This is a genomic window from Acetobacter estunensis, assembly GCF_011516945.1.
Classification (GTDB): domain Bacteria; phylum Pseudomonadota; class Alphaproteobacteria; order Acetobacterales; family Acetobacteraceae; genus Acetobacter; species Acetobacter estunensis.
In genome coordinates this window covers 16,923-31,744 of the sequence record NZ_WOTH01000010.1, presented here as the reverse complement: position 1 = coordinate 31,744, position 14,822 = coordinate 16,923, and the positions used below count along the sequence as shown (strand labels likewise).

Here is a 14,822-nt window from a genome sequence, read left to right as displayed (position 1 = left end):
CGACGACTTTGTCGCCCCATATCTATTGAACATATTACTTGATTATTTTTCGCTAAATTCTTCCAACATCTCCCGAATAACCCCCACATCCGTCTCCGCCAGCACGCGCCGCGCCAACTGGCGGCAGTCCTCATGCCGCATAGCGCGCACCACCTGTTTCACACGCGGCACGGCGGAAGGCGTCATGGAAAACGCGCGGCAACCCATGCCGATCAACAGCGGCGTCATCTTCGGATCGCCCGCCATTTCGCCGCAGATCGAGACTGGACGCCGCTCCACCAATCCGGCGGTGATGGTCTCGGCCATCATCCGCAGCACGGCGGGGTGCAGTGGGTCACACAGAGCCGCCACCTCGGCGGAAGAGCGGTCGGCGGCGGTAGTGTACATGGTCAGATCGTTGGTGCCGAGTGCCAGAAAATCCGCATGCTGCGCCAGCGCGCCCGCAGTCAGGGCGGCGGCGGGCGTCTCGATCATGATACCCAGTGGCGGCAGCGCATCGCCCGTCTCCACCCCTTTGCGTTTGAGCCGCCGCGCCACGCGTTCATAAATCTCGCGGGCGGCGATCACCTCCGACGCTACGGTGACCATGGGCAGCAGCACGCGCACCGGCCCCTTGGCGGCGGCGCGAAGAATGGCGGAGAACTGCGTTTCCAGCAGGTGCGGGTGTTCCAGCAGCAGCCGCAGCCCGCGCAAGCCGAGCGCCGGGTTTTCCTCCGGTTCCTCGCCATTGCCATTCATGCGGGCCAGCGCCTCGCTTGGCTTTTCGCCGCCCCAGTCCAGCACGCGGATGGTTGTCGGGTCGGCGCCCATGGCGGAGACGACGGAGGCGTAGATGTCGAACTGTGTGTCTTCGTCTGGCAGGGTCTCGGCGTTGAGGAACAGGAACTCGGTGCGCAGCAGTCCGATGCCCGCCGCACCCGATTGTGCGACCAGCGGCAGTTCGGCGGGCAGTTCCATATTGGCCTGAAGCGAGATTTTCTCCCCGCTGGCCATACGTGACGTCAGACGTCGCAGCCGCCCCAGTTCCTGCCGCTTGCGGGCATAGGCCGTAACCTGCCGCCGCGCGCGGCGCAGTTCGGTCGGCGTGGGCATGATGCGGACGGTGCCTTCATTGCCGTCCACCACCAGCGTCGCGCCAGTTTCCAGCCCGTCGAGAATGTCCTCCGCGCCCATGACGGAGGGGATACCCAATGCCCGCAGCATGATGGCGGAATGCCCGGTGGTGCCGCCATCCTCCGTCACCACGGCGGCAATGCGCGACGGGTCGATCAGCGCGGCGTCGGCGGGCTGGAGCGTGCGGCTGATAAGGATGGAGCCCGCCGGCACCTTGGAGAGCGAGACATAGGCGCGGCGCAGGAGGTTACGGATCAGGCGACGGCCGATCTCGCGGATCTCATCGGCGCGGCGGCGCAGGGCGGCGGCCTCGTCCGTGCCGGATTCCTGTCCTTCGAGCATGGCGAGCATCTGCTCGCGCAGGGCGTCGGTGCTGATATGAACGGCGGCTTCCGCCGTCAGTCCGTCCTCGATATGCCGCATGACCTCGCGCTGGAGGCGCGAGGGGCCGAGCATCCGGCGATAGACCTCCAGCAACGGGCCGATTTCGACCTGACTTTCCTCGGGCAGTCGTTCGATGCGGCGGCGCAGGGTGACGAGTTGCCCGATGGAGCGGTTCACGGCCTCGGTAAAGCGCTCGGCTTCCTGCGCGGGTGTGTGCTCGCTGCGGAGGATTTCCGGCTCGGGGGAGGGATCGTCACGGACGATATAGGCCGGACCGATGGCTACCCCGGGGCCGATGGGCTGGCCTTTCGTCAGGTGCGGGTCTGTCGCTTCCTCAGTGGTGGAATGCTGTCGCCCGTCCGTCCGTGTCCGCTCGATCATATGGTCCTCTGGTCGCGTGCCTTACGCCGCAGTCTGTCCGTCTTCCCCAAAGCCACTGCTCACGAGGGCCGCAAGCGCGTCGAGCGCCTGCGCGGCCTGCGGACCGGTGGCGTGAAGCGTCAGATCGGCGCCATGCCCCGCGCCGAGCATCATCAGCCCCATGATGGAACAGGCGGGCACGCTTTCGCCACCATGTTCCACGGTGATGTCGGCGTTCCACTTCTCGGCTTCGGTCACGAACTTGGCCGAGGCCCGGGCGTGCAACCCCTTGGCGTTGACGATGGTGAGAGTGCGGGTGAGCGGGGCCGTGCCGTGCGAGCCGTCCATTACAGGCCCTTGCACGTTTCAAGCGCGGGCAGGGCGACCGAAAGGCGCGGTGGCACGGGTGTGATTTCATGGCCTGAAGCCGCTTCCTCAGCGCAGCGGCGCGCGCCCTCAAGGCAGCGGGCGGGAAGCTGGGAGGCGCAGTTGATGTATTTGTGCGCGGCCTGCTCGGCCAGCAGCGTGCATTCCGCCAGCGTGTGGTCTTCTCGGAGCTGGGCCAGCTTGACCAGCATGGGCAAATTGGCGCCGCCCAGCACTTCGATCTCGCCGGGGCGCGTCATGGCGACGGCCAGATTGGCGGGTGTGCTGCCGAACATGTCCGTCACCAGCATCACGCCATCGCCGCCGTCCACTTCGGCCACACGCTGTTCCAGTTCCCGGCGACGGGCGCACAGATCGTCGTGCGCGCCGACGGCAACGGTGGCGAGCCGGTGCTGAGGGCCGACGACGTGTTCCATGGTTTCGCGCAGGGCTTCCCCGAGCGCGCCCTGCGTGACCAGGACAATGCCTATCATGTCATGCGTTTCCTTGTGCCGCGACCGGGCTGACCTGTCGGGTCGTGTCCGTGTCGCTGTCGGCGGGGCGGCGTGCCCAGCGCCATGCGGCGTTTGCGCCGTGCGCCTGACGGGCAAGCTCGCGATGCACCACGGCGATCGGGCCTTCGCCTTCCAGTCCACCCAAGGGGTTGGCCAGACGGTGGGCCAGATCTTCCACCAGTGTGACGGAGCGATGGCGTCCGCCGGAACAGCCGATGGCGACGGTGGCGTATTTTTTGCCTTCCTGCACGAAGCGCGGGACGACCAGATGCAGCATTTTCAGGATCTGGTTGAGGAAGGGCTGATAGTCCGGGTCGGTTTCCACATGCTCGGCCACGGTGCCCTCAAGGCCGGTCAATGGGGCGAGTGCGGGGTCGTAATAGGGATTTCTCAGGAAGCGCGCATCGAACACCATGTCGGCTTCGCGTGGCAGACCGGAGGGGAAAGCAAATGACATGAGCACCAGCGTCAGCCCCTCATCGGGTCCGTTGTGCCATGTGCCGAAGCGGGTCTCGATCACCCGGCGCAACTCCGGGGCGGAGAGGTCGGTGGTGTCGAGCAGCACGTCGGCACAGGTGCGTAATCGGGCGGTCAGCGCAATCTCGGCGTCAATGCCTTCCGTCACGCTGCCATGGGGAGCGAGTGGGTGGCGGCGGCGCGTGGCGGTGTAGCGGCGCAGCAACGTGCTCTCATCGGCGGTGGCGTAGAGCAGTTCGGCGCGCAGATGCGGATTGAGGCGCAGGCGGCTGACGGCTTCCAGCACGGCGGAGGCATCGAACCCACGGGTGCGCGAGTCCACGCCGATGGCGATGGGGCGGTCTCCCCGCGCCACGATCTCATCAAGCATCCCCAGCGGCGGGTTGTCGATCACCTCGTGCCCCAGATCCTCCAGAATCCTCAGAATGGAGGATTTTCCAGCCCCCGAGAGGCCGGTGACAAGGAGAATGTGCCGAGATGGCGTGTCATCGGAAATCTGAGGTGTCACCATGAAACCCGACAGGCACCCTGATGTGGCGGGGGCCGGAAGAGCCCCGTGAAAAAGATGGCAGGCAAAGCGCCGTGCCGACGGCTTAACCCCAAAGAGGGCGGCTGCACCGGACCGTCTGTCCGGCGGGAGGGCTGCCCACGTGGAGTCCGAACCCATCCCATACCAGATGCTGCCATAGTGCCGACATCATTTTGTCGCGTTCAGCCATCGTCACCCGGCATGCAGCCTTGCGGCAGGAGAAGGGCTCGGCCCGTGAGGCAGTCCAGCGCGATGTCCACCCGCTCGGGCGCGGAGACGTGCAGGCCATGCAGACGCAACAGCGGAAGGTCCGTGAGAGGGCAGCGCGCGTTTTCTTCCGGCATGCGGGAAATGGGCGTGTCCGCTGGAACCAGATGGACCGCGAGGACAGCGCGGACGGCCGGCAGATAGGCGCGTTGGACAATGCCCCATCCGCGCACCTCGATCAGTCCGCGCAGAGGCTCGGACGCGCAGGCCACTCCATCCGTCAGTTCCACGCGGTCATCGGCGACAAGGTCGTGGCCGCGGCCGAGCAGACGCAGGAGCAGGTCGGACTTGCCCGCGCCGGGAGGCCCGAAAATGAGCACACCAGCGCCGTTGCGGGCGCTGCATCCCGCGTGGAAGTGCTGGGAGGTCACATTCTCCGTGGACGGCAAGCGTTGCTGCACAGAAACATCTTTCATTTTCCTCTCATGGACATTATGTCATTTTCATGACTGAACGGAAGACGAGGCTGCAATGACGCCCGCATCGGCCTTAGCCAAGGCACATGATTCCTCCGACCAGACATTCTGTCCCGAAATGACCCCTCCGCGCTGCGAACGGGCCCGTGGCGGTCTGCGTGTGCGCAATGTGCGCGGTTATGACCGACGCAAGGGCTGTTTCCCCAAGCGCATCGCCGAGCAGTGCCGGTTGGCCTTCAGTACCGGGAGCGAGGTGCTGTCCGAACGCGGGATCTCGCTCGATGACGTCGTGCGGGTGGTCTATCTCGTCAAGGATGCGGGCCAGTTATCCTCCTGCGCGCCCTTCATGCGCGATGCGCTCGGGGAGAACCGGCCCGCGACGACGGTGCTCATCGTGGATGGGTTTGACCGTCCAGATGTGGAAATCGAGATGGAACTGGTGGTCCGCACGCCGGATATGGGTGACGTCAATTAACGGTGCGGGTGTTTGCCGCAGGCGGGTTCCGGGGTATCGGACTTCGTGACGTGCGTGGAGGCCTGACGGGTCTTCTCTCTTCTCCGCTGTAAGGCGCGCGTTCCGGCCCCTCCGCCAGACGGACTGCTGACGTGCCTCATTCGCCTCTTTCTCCTCCCGATGTTCCTTTTTCCCCGCAGGAGGCCGAACTGACTCGGCTGCGTAAGGAAATCGCGCGTCTGCGCGTCGCATCCCGACAGGACGAGGTGGAGGTGTTGCGGCAGTGGATCACCGCTTATGAGACCAGCACGTCATGGCGCCTGACGGCTCCGTTGCGCCACTGCGTCAAGCAGATCGCGCGGCTGAAACGTCGAAAGAAGCGTCCTGAAAACCGAACAGCACCGGGAGCTGCACAGTCCGCGAAGGAAGACGCGCCTCCCGCCACTCTGGTTGCGGTGTGTCCTGTCCCGGAACCGCCGGTCGCATTGCGATTTCCACGTCATGCGCGTCCGGTGCTGAGTATCGTCATCCCGACCTATGGACAGGTGCCGGTCACCCTGCGCTGCCTGCGTTCCATCTGTCGCCATCCGCCGACCTGTCCCTATGAAGTCATTGTGGCGGAGGATGCATCCGGCGATCCTTCGGTGGCGCAACTGGCCGACATTGCCGGTCTGGTGTTGATTCGCCGGACCGAGAATCTGGGCTTTCTGAAAAATTGTAACGATGCGGCGAGGAAAAGCGCTGGCACCTTCGTGCATTTCCTCAACAACGATACGGAAGTGCACCCCGATGCGTTCGATGCGCTGGTTGAGCGGCTGCAAAGGGATCCCTCCATCGGCCTGACAGGCTCAAAGCTCCTTTTTCCCGATGGGCGACTTCAGGAAGCGGGTGGCATTATCTGGAACGATGCGTCCGGCTGGAACTTCGGGCGCAATGATATGGACCCGGATCGCTCGGCCTATGACTGGCCGCGCGAGGTAGACTACATATCCGGCGCGTCGATCATGCTGCCGCGAGCCGTCTTCGATGCCCTCGGTGGTTTTGATGAGATATTTGCCCCAGCGTATTACGAAGATACGGATCTGGCTTTTCGTGTTCGTACGGCAGGCTTGCGGGTCGTGTACGAGCCCCGCTCGGTCGTGGTCCATCATGAAGGTGTCTCGCACGGCACGGATGAGACATCCGGCGTCAAGGCGTTTCAGGTGCGTAATCGCGAACGGATGCTCACACGCTGGAAAGAGGTGCTGGAGGCAAAACATTACGCACCGGCCACGCATTTTCTACGGGCATCGGTCCACGCGCATGACCGTCGCACCATTCTCATTATCGACCATTATGTGCCCGAACCGGACCGCGATGCCGGCTCGCGCGCCACATTGTGTGTGATCGACGCCCTTCTGACGGCCGGGTGGCTGGTGGTCTTCTGGCCCGAGAACCGTGTGCGCAATGCCTATACCTACGCACTGTTGGCGCGGGGTGTGAATGTCATCGACTGTTCCGAGCCGGACGATTTTCCGAAATGGATCGCGCGCAATGGCCCCGATCTCGATCATGTGCTGCTCATGCGACCCACGATCACGCGCGATTTCCTACCCGATGTCAAAGCCCACACGCAGGCGCGTCTGTCCTATTATGGACACGATATTCACTTCCTGCGGCTCCAGCGTGAAGCCGAAGTAACGGGCAGCATGGAAGTGGAACAGGCCGCCGCCGCCATGGAAGAATTGGAAACATCCCTGTGGAGGCAGGTGGAGTCCGTCATCTACCTCTCGGAACCGGAAGCGGCGCTGGTGCGCGAACGTGTCCCGCAGGCACATCCTTACGCCATCGTGCCGTTCTGCTATCGCCCCGATCTGATGGAACGTCAGCCACCTCGCGGGCATACTGTGTTGTTCGTGGGCGGCTTTGCCCATCCGCCCAATGTGGACGCGGCCATCTGGCTGGTGCGCGACATCATGCCGCGCCTCCGGGCGCGCTTGCCCGACGCGCACCTGATTCTCGCGGGCGCCAATCCCACGGAGGAGGTGCGTGCCTTGGCGGACACTCACACCCGTGTCACGGGAGCCGTGTCGGAAGAGGCGCTGCATGAACTCTACGCGACGTCGCGGGCGGCGGCTGTCCCTCTGCGTTTCGGGGCAGGCGTGAAGAACAAGGTGCTCGAAGCCCTGCATCAGGGGCTGCCGCTGGTCACCACCGTGATCGGCGCGGAAGGAATCACGGATCTGTCCGATGTGGCAACGGTGACGGACGACACCGGGGCTTTTGCCACAGCGCTCTTTGCCCTGCTCACGGAGGACGGGATGTGGACGAAGCGCTCGCGGGACGGGCGCGCCTTTATCGCGGCGCGGTATTCACCGGCGGCCTTTTCCCGCAGTCTCCTGACCGCGCTCGGAGAAAATGATCGGCATTCAGCCGACGTGGCGCCACTCGGCGGAGTGCAGCGCGAGCCAGCGTCGCAGCGCCAGAACGGCGGACAGGTCGGGCGTGATTTTCCTGTAGGGCTCGGCTGAGTCCATCCCGGCGACAAGCTGAATGGCGGATGCCTGCGTCTCGGATTGGACATTCGCATCCTGCGCGGCCAGTTGGGCCGCATGACGCCAGCGGGCGGCCTGTGCCGGCGGCGTGAGCATGGGCAGCACGAGGGCGGTCTCGATCGACGCGGCCATCGCCGTGGCCAGACAGGCGGAATAGAGCGGATCGGAAGGCAGGCGGCCCCGTAGGGAGAGGAAGGCACTTGGCAGGTCCGGGATGCCGGAGCGCATGTGGGATGCGAGCGTGAAAATCGGTTCGAAACCGTCTTTTTTCAGCTCCGCGAGAGTGTTCGCGTCCGCGTCCCGTGCGGAAAGCTGCACCACATCCACCTGTCTCTGTCGCAGGGCCGCCAGCGCATCGGGCGCGGCGGCAAGACCCCGGACGGGAATGACATGCAGGGACAGCAAAGACAGCGCCAGAAGGGTGGGCAACTCCACACCTGTCGGGTGCGTGACGGCCACGCGGACCGGATGGTCGCGCAGGAGGGCACCCAGAGAGCGGTGCAGATCCACATGACCGACAACGACAGGCGCGCCGAGGGCGAGGAAAACAGGCAGCCAGCGCTGATAATCGAAATGAACACGGGAATCGCCCGCAAGCGCGGCCACCATGGCGGACCCGGAAACGAGCAGGGCGGCGCCCGGTTCTCCATTGTTCTGGGCGTCGAACAGGTTCGCTCCAGTGACGCCGTCCTGTCCCGCGCTGACATGCAGCGGGATCGGTCCGTCCGCGGGGAGAGCGGATTCCAGTGCCGGTGCGAGCAGAGGCGCCCAGCGACCGGGACCGGTCTCGGCACTTCCCGCCACGATCAGGGAGGCGGGAAGGGAATTTGTCGTCGCATTGGCGGCAATGGCCTGTATGTCCGGCAGACCGGAGGCGTGCGCCGCCCGTATGAAAGATGTGGCGCAGGCCGCCCCGAGGGACGCGCGCAGCAGGGCGCGGCGACCGGAAGAGGATGTGCGCGATGCCGCAGGCCGCACGGGAGAGAGGACGTTTGGGTCAGGGGCGGCGTCCGTCAATGCGGGGCACTCTCCTTTTTGTGATCGGATCAGTCTCGACCGAAAAGATGACCATTCGGTCAAGGCGATTTCAGGCCCATTTCACTTCGGGCGGCATGCTCATGAGAATGGCTTCGGTGTTTCCGCCCGTCCGCAGGCCGAACAGGGTGCCGCGGTCGTGCAGAAGGTTGAACTCCACATAACGCCCGCGCCGCACGAGTTGGGCCTCGCGTTGTGCGGGAGTCCATGGCTCCATCATGCGCGAACGCACGATGGCGGGAAAAGATTCGAGAAACGCCAGTCCCACATCGCGGGTGAACGCAAAATCCATGGACGGGTTTCCGCTGTCGAGCCGGTCATAGAAAATGCCGCCCAGTCCCCGCGGTTCCTGCCGGTGCGGAAGATAGAAGTATTTGTCGCACCACGCCTTGAAGCGCGGGTAATATTCCGGGTCGTGTTTTTCGCAGGCCGTGCGGAATGCTGCGTGAAAATGGGCAGCGTCATCCTGTGCTTCCTCGCTTTCGGGAAACATGGGGGTGATGTCGCCCCCACCGCCGAACCAACCCTGCGTGGTGACGATCATGCGCGTGTTGAAATGGGCGGCGGGCACCAGCGGGTTGCACATATGGGCCACGAGACTGACGCCGGTGGCGAAGAAACGTGGGTCTTCCGCCGCGCCGGGGATGGATTTGCGGAACTCCGGACTGAGCTCGCCGCGTACGGTGGAGACGTTGACCCCCACTTTCTCGAACACGCGCCCGCGCATGATGCTCATCACGCCGCCGCCTTCGGTATGAGCATCCGCGTCCGCCTCGCGTGACCAGGGCGTGCGCTCGAAACGTCCCGCCTGCTCGCGCCCGTTCAGCGTGGGGGAGCCGCGTGCGGCGGCCTCGTCCTCCAAGGCTTCGAACACGCCGCAAAGGCGGTCACGCAAGGTCTCGAACCACGCGCGGGCCTGCGGTTCCAGCGCTTCGTGTTCCGCCAGATCGGAAGGGGTGCCGGGGAAGGAGGGGGCGTCTGCCATGACCGGAAAATCTTCTCTGTTGCGCTTGGGCCACAGGGGTGCGCCATCCCCATCCGCATTGCAAGACCCGACAGCCGATGGATGGCGGTAGTGGGCGCGGGAGGTGGCTTCTGGTATGGCTCTGCGCTTCTGTTCTGGCCCGAAACGGAGTGTCTGGTTCCATGTCCACCAATCCCGCGCAGGCGGTCCAGCCGGTTATCGGCATCATCGGCGGCTCCGGCCTGTATGAAATCGCCGGTCTTGAGAACAAGGAATGGCGCAAGGTCGAGACGCCTTGGGGTGCGCCGTCCGATGAACTGCTGTTCGGCACGCTCGATGGTGTGCGGTGCGTGTTCCTGCCCCGTCACGGGCGCGGTCACCCGCTTCCCCCTTCGCGCTTGAACTACCGTGCGAACGTGGCGGCCATGAAGATGTCGGGCGTGACCGACATCGTCTCGCTCTCCGCCGTGGGATCGCTGCGTGAGGAACTGCCGCCGGGGCATTTCGTGATCGTCGATCAGTTCATCGACCGTAGCTTCGCGCGGGAAAAGAGCTTTTTCGACACTGGCTGCGTGGCGCATGTCTCGGTGGCCGATCCGGTATGCCCGCGCATCGGCGACGTGGCGCAGGCGAAGCTGACCGAGATGGGAATTGCTCATACGCGGGGCGGCACGTATCTGGTGATGGAGGGACCGCAGTTCTCCACCCGCGCCGAAAGCGAACTGTACCGTCAGTGGGGGTGCTCCGTGATCGGTATGACCAACATGCCCGAGGCCAAGCTCGCCCGGGAGGCGGAGATCTGTTACGCGACCGTTGCGATGGTGACCGATTATGACTGCTGGCACCAGGATCATGACAGCGTGACGGTGGATGCCGTGGTGCGCGTTATGAAGCAGAACGCCGACCACGCCCGCGCGCTCATCAAGGCTATGATCCCGGCTCTTGGCGCGCCGCGTGGCCTGTGTCCGGCAGGGTGCGACCGGGCGCTGGAATATGCCCTCATCACCGCGCCGGAGGCGCGCGATCCGGCGCTGGTGAGCAAGCTGGAAGCCGTGGCGTCCCGTGTGCTCAAGGCGGGCTGAAATAAACCTTTCGCCAGTGTAAGGGCAGGGACACGTAGGTTCTCCGGGTCTTTTTCAGCCGGAGAACCTACGCACCATGACCAAGCGCAAGCTGGGCAAGAAGCCCGCGCGTCATGATCCCCGCACCTATCGTCTTGCTGCCCCGCTTCACTATCGCCTCCCCCAGCCCCCGGCTGCCATCAACTGGGCGCCCAACGCTGTCTGGCCCATGTGGGCCAATGATCGGCTGGGGTGCTGTACGCAGGTGTCCGTGGCCTCAGCCATTCTGACATGGACGGGAGCGGCGCTGACACCGATCACGCTTGCCGAGGCGCAGGTCATCGCCAATTACAGCGCCGAATCCGGCTATGTGCCGGGTGTACCTTCTACCGATCAGGGGGGCGTGGAACTGGATGTGCTCGCCCGTTGGTGCCGCGAAGGCTACGAGCGTCCAGGCCAGACGCGCGATTATCTGACGGCCTACGGCGCAGTCGATCCGACCGACACCGCTTCGGTCAATCGTGCGATTGCCATGCTGGGGGGCCTGTATATCGGGTTGCAACTGCCGGAGTTCGCCTGTGAAGGCGATGGAGACTGGGTGGTCGATCCGTCTTTCGATAACCGGATCGCAGGCGGCCACGCCGTGTGGATCCATGGCTATGACAGCGAGTGGCTGTATCTCAACACATGGGGCGCGGCGCGGCGCATGTCGTGGTCGTTCTTCACCACCTATTGCGACGAAGCCTATGGGCTGGTGTCCCGCCAGAACTGGACGACGCTGCGGGGTGTGTCCCCCGATGCGGAGACACCGGACGATCTGGTGACGGAACTGAGGGCGAGCGGCGCTACGTCCTGAAAGATCAACCCTCGCCGCGTGCGATGGCGTGCAGCCGCGAGGGGGTGATGATGCTGATCTCGTGTCCGTTGCGGACCGTGATCAGCCCTTCCCGGCGCAGCCCGCTGAGCGTGCGGCTGACGGTTTCGACCGTCAGCCCGAGATAGTCCGCGATATCGGCACGTGTCATGGGAAAGCTGATCCACGCGCCGGGCGCGGGCGAATCCCCATATTCTTTTTCCAGCAACTCCTGAAGGAAGCTTGCCACCCGCTCACGGGCCGTCTTGCGGCCCAAAAGCAGCATCTGTTCCTGTGCTGCCACCAGTTCATTGGCGGCTTCGCTCAGCAGACGACGCTCCAGACGTGGAATCTCATTGATCACAGGATCGAGGCGCGTGCGGGAAAAACGGCACAGGCGCACCTGATCAATGGCTTCCGCCCCGAAGGCATAGGTCTTGGAGACTGCCAGCCCGAGAAAATGTCCCACGGAGACGAATCCCGTGATCTGTCGCCGTCCATCGGGCAGGGATTTGAACAGTTTCACAGTGCCGGAGGTGACATTGAAGAACTCGTCCGCGCGGGCACCTTCCTCAATGAAAATCTGACCGGGTGGAATAACCACTTTCACCGCGACCTGCGCCAGCCGTTCAAGTTCGGGGTCGTTCAGGGCGCTGCATATGCCATTGGCCCGCACTTCGCAGATTGCGCAGGTTGCGCAACCTTCCGTGCCGGCCACGACAAGTCGGCGCGGGCGTGGTGTGGCGATTGCGCTGGTCAGAGAGGGGGGCATTCGGTTTTTCCTTCTCCCAGCCGGAAGCAATGAATATCGCAAGATTGCTGCTGTTTAACGCGTCCGGGCAGCGATCACACCCCCTGAAGCGCAGATATCGCTTGATATGAATCATTGCATGAAAGTCACGCTTTTGCAGCCACGAAAGTCGCTTCGACTCGTCTGTGGGTGCGATGGAGACGCATGGCTTCTCCACCTTTTTTCTGTCTTTTCAAGGCGCGCTCAGTGTGGCTCGGGCGCTGCCCTGCGTCTTGAGTGCGTCGCAGAGCAGTGAACCGTCACGCAAAGGCTGTCACGGCTACCTGTTGTACAAAAGCCTCATAGGTGTGGAAGTTCCCGAAGAGTTGATCCAGATCAAGGTTGTTAACCGTCCGTCCGTGGTCTTGGCAGCCATATTACATTTCAGAAACACGAGTGGATCACACGATGACGAAGCCCCGTTCCCTGCTGGCCGCGACCCTTCTGGCCGCCAGCGCGCTTTGCGGCACCGCCCATGCCCAGAGTGCCAGCGTACAGGCAGCCGTTTCGCCAGCAACACCTGCTCCCGCACCGGGAACGGCGTATGTCTCCGCTCCGGTTGCCCGTCCGATGGCCGAGCCCGTCAATCGTGGCAGCAACTGCAATGCTTTCGAGCACTGGATCGGTCGCTCCGAGGAAGCCTGCGCAGGCGAGAAGATCGGTCTGGGTCGTGGCGATTTTATGGTGCGTCTGTCGGGTGTGGGCGTTCTGCCGGAAGACCGTGACAACAAGCATGTATCCGTCAGCGCTCCTCCTCTTGGCGTGAACCACATGACGCGGATGGCAGGTACCCACACAGGCGCCACCAATCAGGCGATGCCTGAGCTGACGCTGGAATACTTCCTGACCGACAACCTGTCGCTCGATCTGATCGCCACCAGCACCCGTCATGAAGTTTCGGCTTCGGGTGGCGCTCTGGCCGGTGCGCTTGGTCATCACCAGACCGATCTGGGTAGCGCGTGGGTGCTGCCGCCCACCCTGACGGTGGCGTGGCATTTCCGTCCGCATAAGCGCTTCAACCCGTATGTCGGTGTAGGTGGTACGGCGCTGTGGTTCCACAACATGAACGGTGGCAATCTGTGGGTTGGTAACAACAATCTGGGCAAAGGCCGATTGAATGCGGGCTTTACCGGTGGACCGTCCATCAATGCCGGTTTCGATTACCAGATCGTGGGCAACTGGTTCCTCAATGTGGACGTGAAGCAGATGTTCATTCGTATGCATGCTTGGGAGAAGTGGGGCTCTGGTGCTGGTCAGGTGAAGGCGCACGCCAAAGAGTCGCTTGATCCGACCGTGGTCTCCGCCGGTATCGCTTACCGTTTCTGATCGTGTCGGACGCGGTAACGCCGGAGTTGCTTGAACGCTACGACGGCAATCTTCCGCGCTACACAAGTTACCCCACCGCTGTCCGTTTCTCGGATGCGGTGGGATCGGCCGAAGCGTCGCGCTGGCTGGGTGAACTCCCGGTTGGCGAGGCGCTTTCGCTTTATCTGCATGTCCCCTTCTGTGACGAGTTGTGCGGCTTTTGCGGCTGCAACACCTCCGTCATGCGCAGCGAGAGTGCTCGCAGCGCCTATGGCGATCAGCTTTGCGAGGAACTGACACGCGTAGCGGGTCTGATTGCGGCACCGAAAAACAGGCGGCCGCCGGTTGCGCATATCCACTTCGGGGGAGGCACTCCCACCACCCTGCCGGAAAGCGCTTTTCGCACCATTTTCCGGTGCCTGCATGCTCTTTTCGACATTCAGCCGGATGCCGAGATTGGCGTGGAACTCGACCCACGGCATTTCACACCGTCAATGGCGCGTTTTCTGAGCGAACTTGGCTGTAATCGCGGCAGTCTGGGCGTGCAGGATCTGGAACCTGCCGTGCAACAGGCTTGCGGGCGCATCCAGACGTTCGAACAGACCCGCGCCTGCGTGGAGTCCCTCCGCGAATCGGGCTTTACGAGCATCAATATCGATCTCATCTATGGTCTGCCGCGCCAGACTACAGAAAGCGTGTGCGCCACGGCGCGTCAGACGGCGGCTCTCAAGCCAGATCGCCTGGCCGTTTTTGGCTATGCGCATGTGCCGTGGAAGCTGAAGCGTCAGCAACTCATGCCGGAGGCGGAACTGCCCGGACGGGATGCGCGGATCGCACAGCGCAACGGCATCGACCGCACGTTGCAGGAGGCTGGCTATCTCCCTGTCGGACTGGATCATTATGTTCTGCCACATGATCGCATGGCTCAGGCCGCGCGAAACGGGAGTCTGCGGCGTAATTTCCAAGGGTATACGGCCGATGACGCCGCGCATCTCGTAGGGGTGGGCGCTTCCGCCATTTCCTCGCTGCCCGGAGGCTTTACGCAGAACATCGTTTCTGCCGCCGCATGGGGGAAGGCACTGGCCGAGTCGCCGGGGCTGCCTGTGGCGCGAGGTGTGGCCTGCACGGACGATGATCGCCTTCGCGGTCGCCTGATCGAACGCTTGATGTGCGATCTGGGCGTAGACCTTGGAGCCTTCGCGCCGGAAGACTTCGCGCTGGAGCGTGAGCGGTTGAGCCGTTTCGTGGCGGACGGATTGGTGGAGATGGAAGGTGATCGCCTGCGGGTGACCGAGCGGGGCCGTCCGTTCATTCGCAATGTCGCCGCCGTCTTCGACCGGTATCTGGCGGGGCAGGACGCAGGGCCGGGGCGTCACTCCCGCGCAATCTGATCTTTCAG

The 14,822-nt window shown here is 63.7% G+C and carries 14 protein-coding genes; 6 read left to right on the top strand and 8 right to left on the bottom strand.

The features are described 5' to 3' along the window. Positions 1-42 precede the first annotated feature (42 nt). The 5 genes from ptsP to GOB87_RS06710 form a co-directional block, all read right to left on the bottom strand. The gene (gene ptsP, locus GOB87_RS06730) at positions 43-1,878 is read right to left on the bottom strand and encodes a phosphoenolpyruvate--protein phosphotransferase (RefSeq protein ID WP_166314089.1); all 1,836 of its coding nucleotides are present in this window, start codon (positions 1,876-1,878) and stop codon (positions 43-45) included. A 21-nt stretch (positions 1,879-1,899) separates the two neighbouring features. Further along, positions 1,900-2,205 (bottom strand): HPr family phosphocarrier protein, encoded by a 306-nt coding sequence (locus GOB87_RS06725; protein WP_166314087.1) that lies wholly within the window; start codon positions 2,203-2,205, stop codon positions 1,900-1,902. Then, positions 2,205-2,717 carry a PTS sugar transporter subunit IIA gene (locus tag GOB87_RS06720; protein WP_166314085.1) on the bottom strand — a complete coding sequence of 171 codons (513 nt, stop codon included), beginning with the start codon at positions 2,715-2,717 and terminating at the stop codon, positions 2,205-2,207. Before GOB87_RS06720 ends, GOB87_RS06725 begins: the two co-directional genes overlap by 1 nt. A 1-nt stretch (position 2,718) precedes the next feature. Next, positions 2,719-3,726 (bottom strand): RNase adapter RapZ, encoded by a 1,008-nt coding sequence (gene rapZ, locus GOB87_RS06715; protein WP_166314083.1) that lies wholly within the window; start codon positions 3,724-3,726, stop codon positions 2,719-2,721. Between the two features lie 200 nt (positions 3,727-3,926). Further along, the gene (locus GOB87_RS06710) at positions 3,927-4,427 is read right to left on the bottom strand and encodes an HPr kinase/phosphorylase (protein ID WP_166314081.1); all 501 of its coding nucleotides are present in this window, start codon (positions 4,425-4,427) and stop codon (positions 3,927-3,929) included. Between the two features lie 55 nt (positions 4,428-4,482). Between GOB87_RS06710 and GOB87_RS06705 the strand changes: the two genes are divergently transcribed. Continuing rightward, positions 4,483-4,902, top strand: a complete 420-nt coding sequence (locus tag GOB87_RS06705) for a Rid family hydrolase (protein WP_166314079.1) — start codon at positions 4,483-4,485, stop codon at positions 4,900-4,902. Between the two features lie 131 nt (positions 4,903-5,033). Then, positions 5,034-7,391: a glycosyltransferase gene (locus GOB87_RS06700; protein ID WP_166314077.1), complete on the top strand. Its 2,358-nt coding sequence runs from the start codon at positions 5,034-5,036 to the stop codon at positions 7,389-7,391. On the opposite strand, the gene GOB87_RS06695 is transcribed toward GOB87_RS06700, so the two are convergent. After that, positions 7,290-8,432, bottom strand: a complete 1,143-nt coding sequence (locus tag GOB87_RS06695) for a hypothetical protein (RefSeq protein ID WP_166314075.1) — start codon at positions 8,430-8,432, stop codon at positions 7,290-7,292. The two genes, GOB87_RS06700 and GOB87_RS06695, sit on opposite strands and share 102 nt — an antisense overlap. Positions 8,433-8,502: 70 nt before the next feature. Then, entirely contained in the window at positions 8,503-9,435 is a 933-nt protein-coding gene (gene hemF / locus GOB87_RS06690; protein ID WP_166314073.1) for an oxygen-dependent coproporphyrinogen oxidase, read from the bottom strand. 161 nt (positions 9,436-9,596) lie between these two features. On the opposite strand from hemF, the gene GOB87_RS06685 reads away from it, so the two are divergent. Both GOB87_RS06685 and GOB87_RS06680 read left to right on the top strand, forming a co-directional pair. After that, positions 9,597-10,496: an S-methyl-5'-thioadenosine phosphorylase gene (locus tag GOB87_RS06685; protein ID WP_166314071.1), complete on the top strand. Its 900-nt coding sequence runs from the start codon at positions 9,597-9,599 to the stop codon at positions 10,494-10,496. A gap of 76 nt (positions 10,497-10,572) precedes the next feature. Further along, a complete protein-coding gene (locus tag GOB87_RS06680; protein ID WP_166314069.1) occupies positions 10,573-11,331 on the top strand; it encodes a C1 family peptidase in 759 nt (252 codons plus the stop codon). 4 nt (positions 11,332-11,335) lie between these two features. On the opposite strand, the gene GOB87_RS06675 is transcribed toward GOB87_RS06680, so the two are convergent. Beyond that, complete coding sequence (locus GOB87_RS06675) at positions 11,336-12,100, bottom strand: Crp/Fnr family transcriptional regulator (RefSeq protein WP_166314067.1); 765 nt, start codon at positions 12,098-12,100, stop codon at positions 11,336-11,338. Between the two features lie 426 nt (positions 12,101-12,526). On the opposite strand from GOB87_RS06675, the gene GOB87_RS06670 reads away from it, so the two are divergent. After that, positions 12,527-13,444: an OmpW/AlkL family protein gene (locus tag GOB87_RS06670; RefSeq protein ID WP_166314054.1), complete on the top strand. Its 918-nt coding sequence runs from the start codon at positions 12,527-12,529 to the stop codon at positions 13,442-13,444. A gap of 2 nt (positions 13,445-13,446) precedes the next feature. Further along, a complete protein-coding gene (hemN, locus tag GOB87_RS06665) occupies positions 13,447-14,814 on the top strand; it encodes an oxygen-independent coproporphyrinogen III oxidase (RefSeq protein WP_166314052.1) in 1,368 nt (455 codons plus the stop codon). The last annotated feature ends 8 nt before the right edge of the window (positions 14,815-14,822 follow it).

What these genes read in the sequence shown, in the direction of transcription:
- ptsP (WP_166314089.1), bottom strand. Translation starts at nt 1,878, where the DNA reads ATGATCGAGCGGACACGGACGGACGGGCGACAGCATTCCACCACTGAG.
- GOB87_RS06725 (WP_166314087.1), bottom strand. Translation starts at nt 2,205, where the DNA reads ATGGACGGCTCGCACGGCACGGCCCCGCTCACCCGCACTCTCACCATC.
- GOB87_RS06720 (WP_166314085.1), bottom strand. Translation starts at nt 2,717, where the DNA reads ATGATAGGCATTGTCCTGGTCACGCAGGGCGCGCTCGGGGAAGCCCTG.
- rapZ (WP_166314083.1), bottom strand. Translation starts at nt 3,726, where the DNA reads ATGGTGACACCTCAGATTTCCGATGACACGCCATCTCGGCACATTCTC.
- GOB87_RS06710 (WP_166314081.1), bottom strand. Translation starts at nt 4,427, where the DNA reads ATGAAAGATGTTTCTGTGCAGCAACGCTTGCCGTCCACGGAGAATGTG.
- GOB87_RS06705 (WP_166314079.1), top strand. Translation starts at nt 4,483, where the DNA reads ATGACGCCCGCATCGGCCTTAGCCAAGGCACATGATTCCTCCGACCAG.
- hemF (WP_166314073.1), bottom strand. Translation starts at nt 9,435, where the DNA reads ATGGCAGACGCCCCCTCCTTCCCCGGCACCCCTTCCGATCTGGCGGAA.
- GOB87_RS06685 (WP_166314071.1), top strand. Translation starts at nt 9,597, where the DNA reads ATGTCCACCAATCCCGCGCAGGCGGTCCAGCCGGTTATCGGCATCATC.
- GOB87_RS06680 (WP_166314069.1), top strand. Translation starts at nt 10,573, where the DNA reads ATGACCAAGCGCAAGCTGGGCAAGAAGCCCGCGCGTCATGATCCCCGC.
- GOB87_RS06675 (WP_166314067.1), bottom strand. Translation starts at nt 12,100, where the DNA reads ATGCCCCCCTCTCTGACCAGCGCAATCGCCACACCACGCCCGCGCCGA.
- GOB87_RS06670 (WP_166314054.1), top strand. Translation starts at nt 12,527, where the DNA reads ATGACGAAGCCCCGTTCCCTGCTGGCCGCGACCCTTCTGGCCGCCAGC.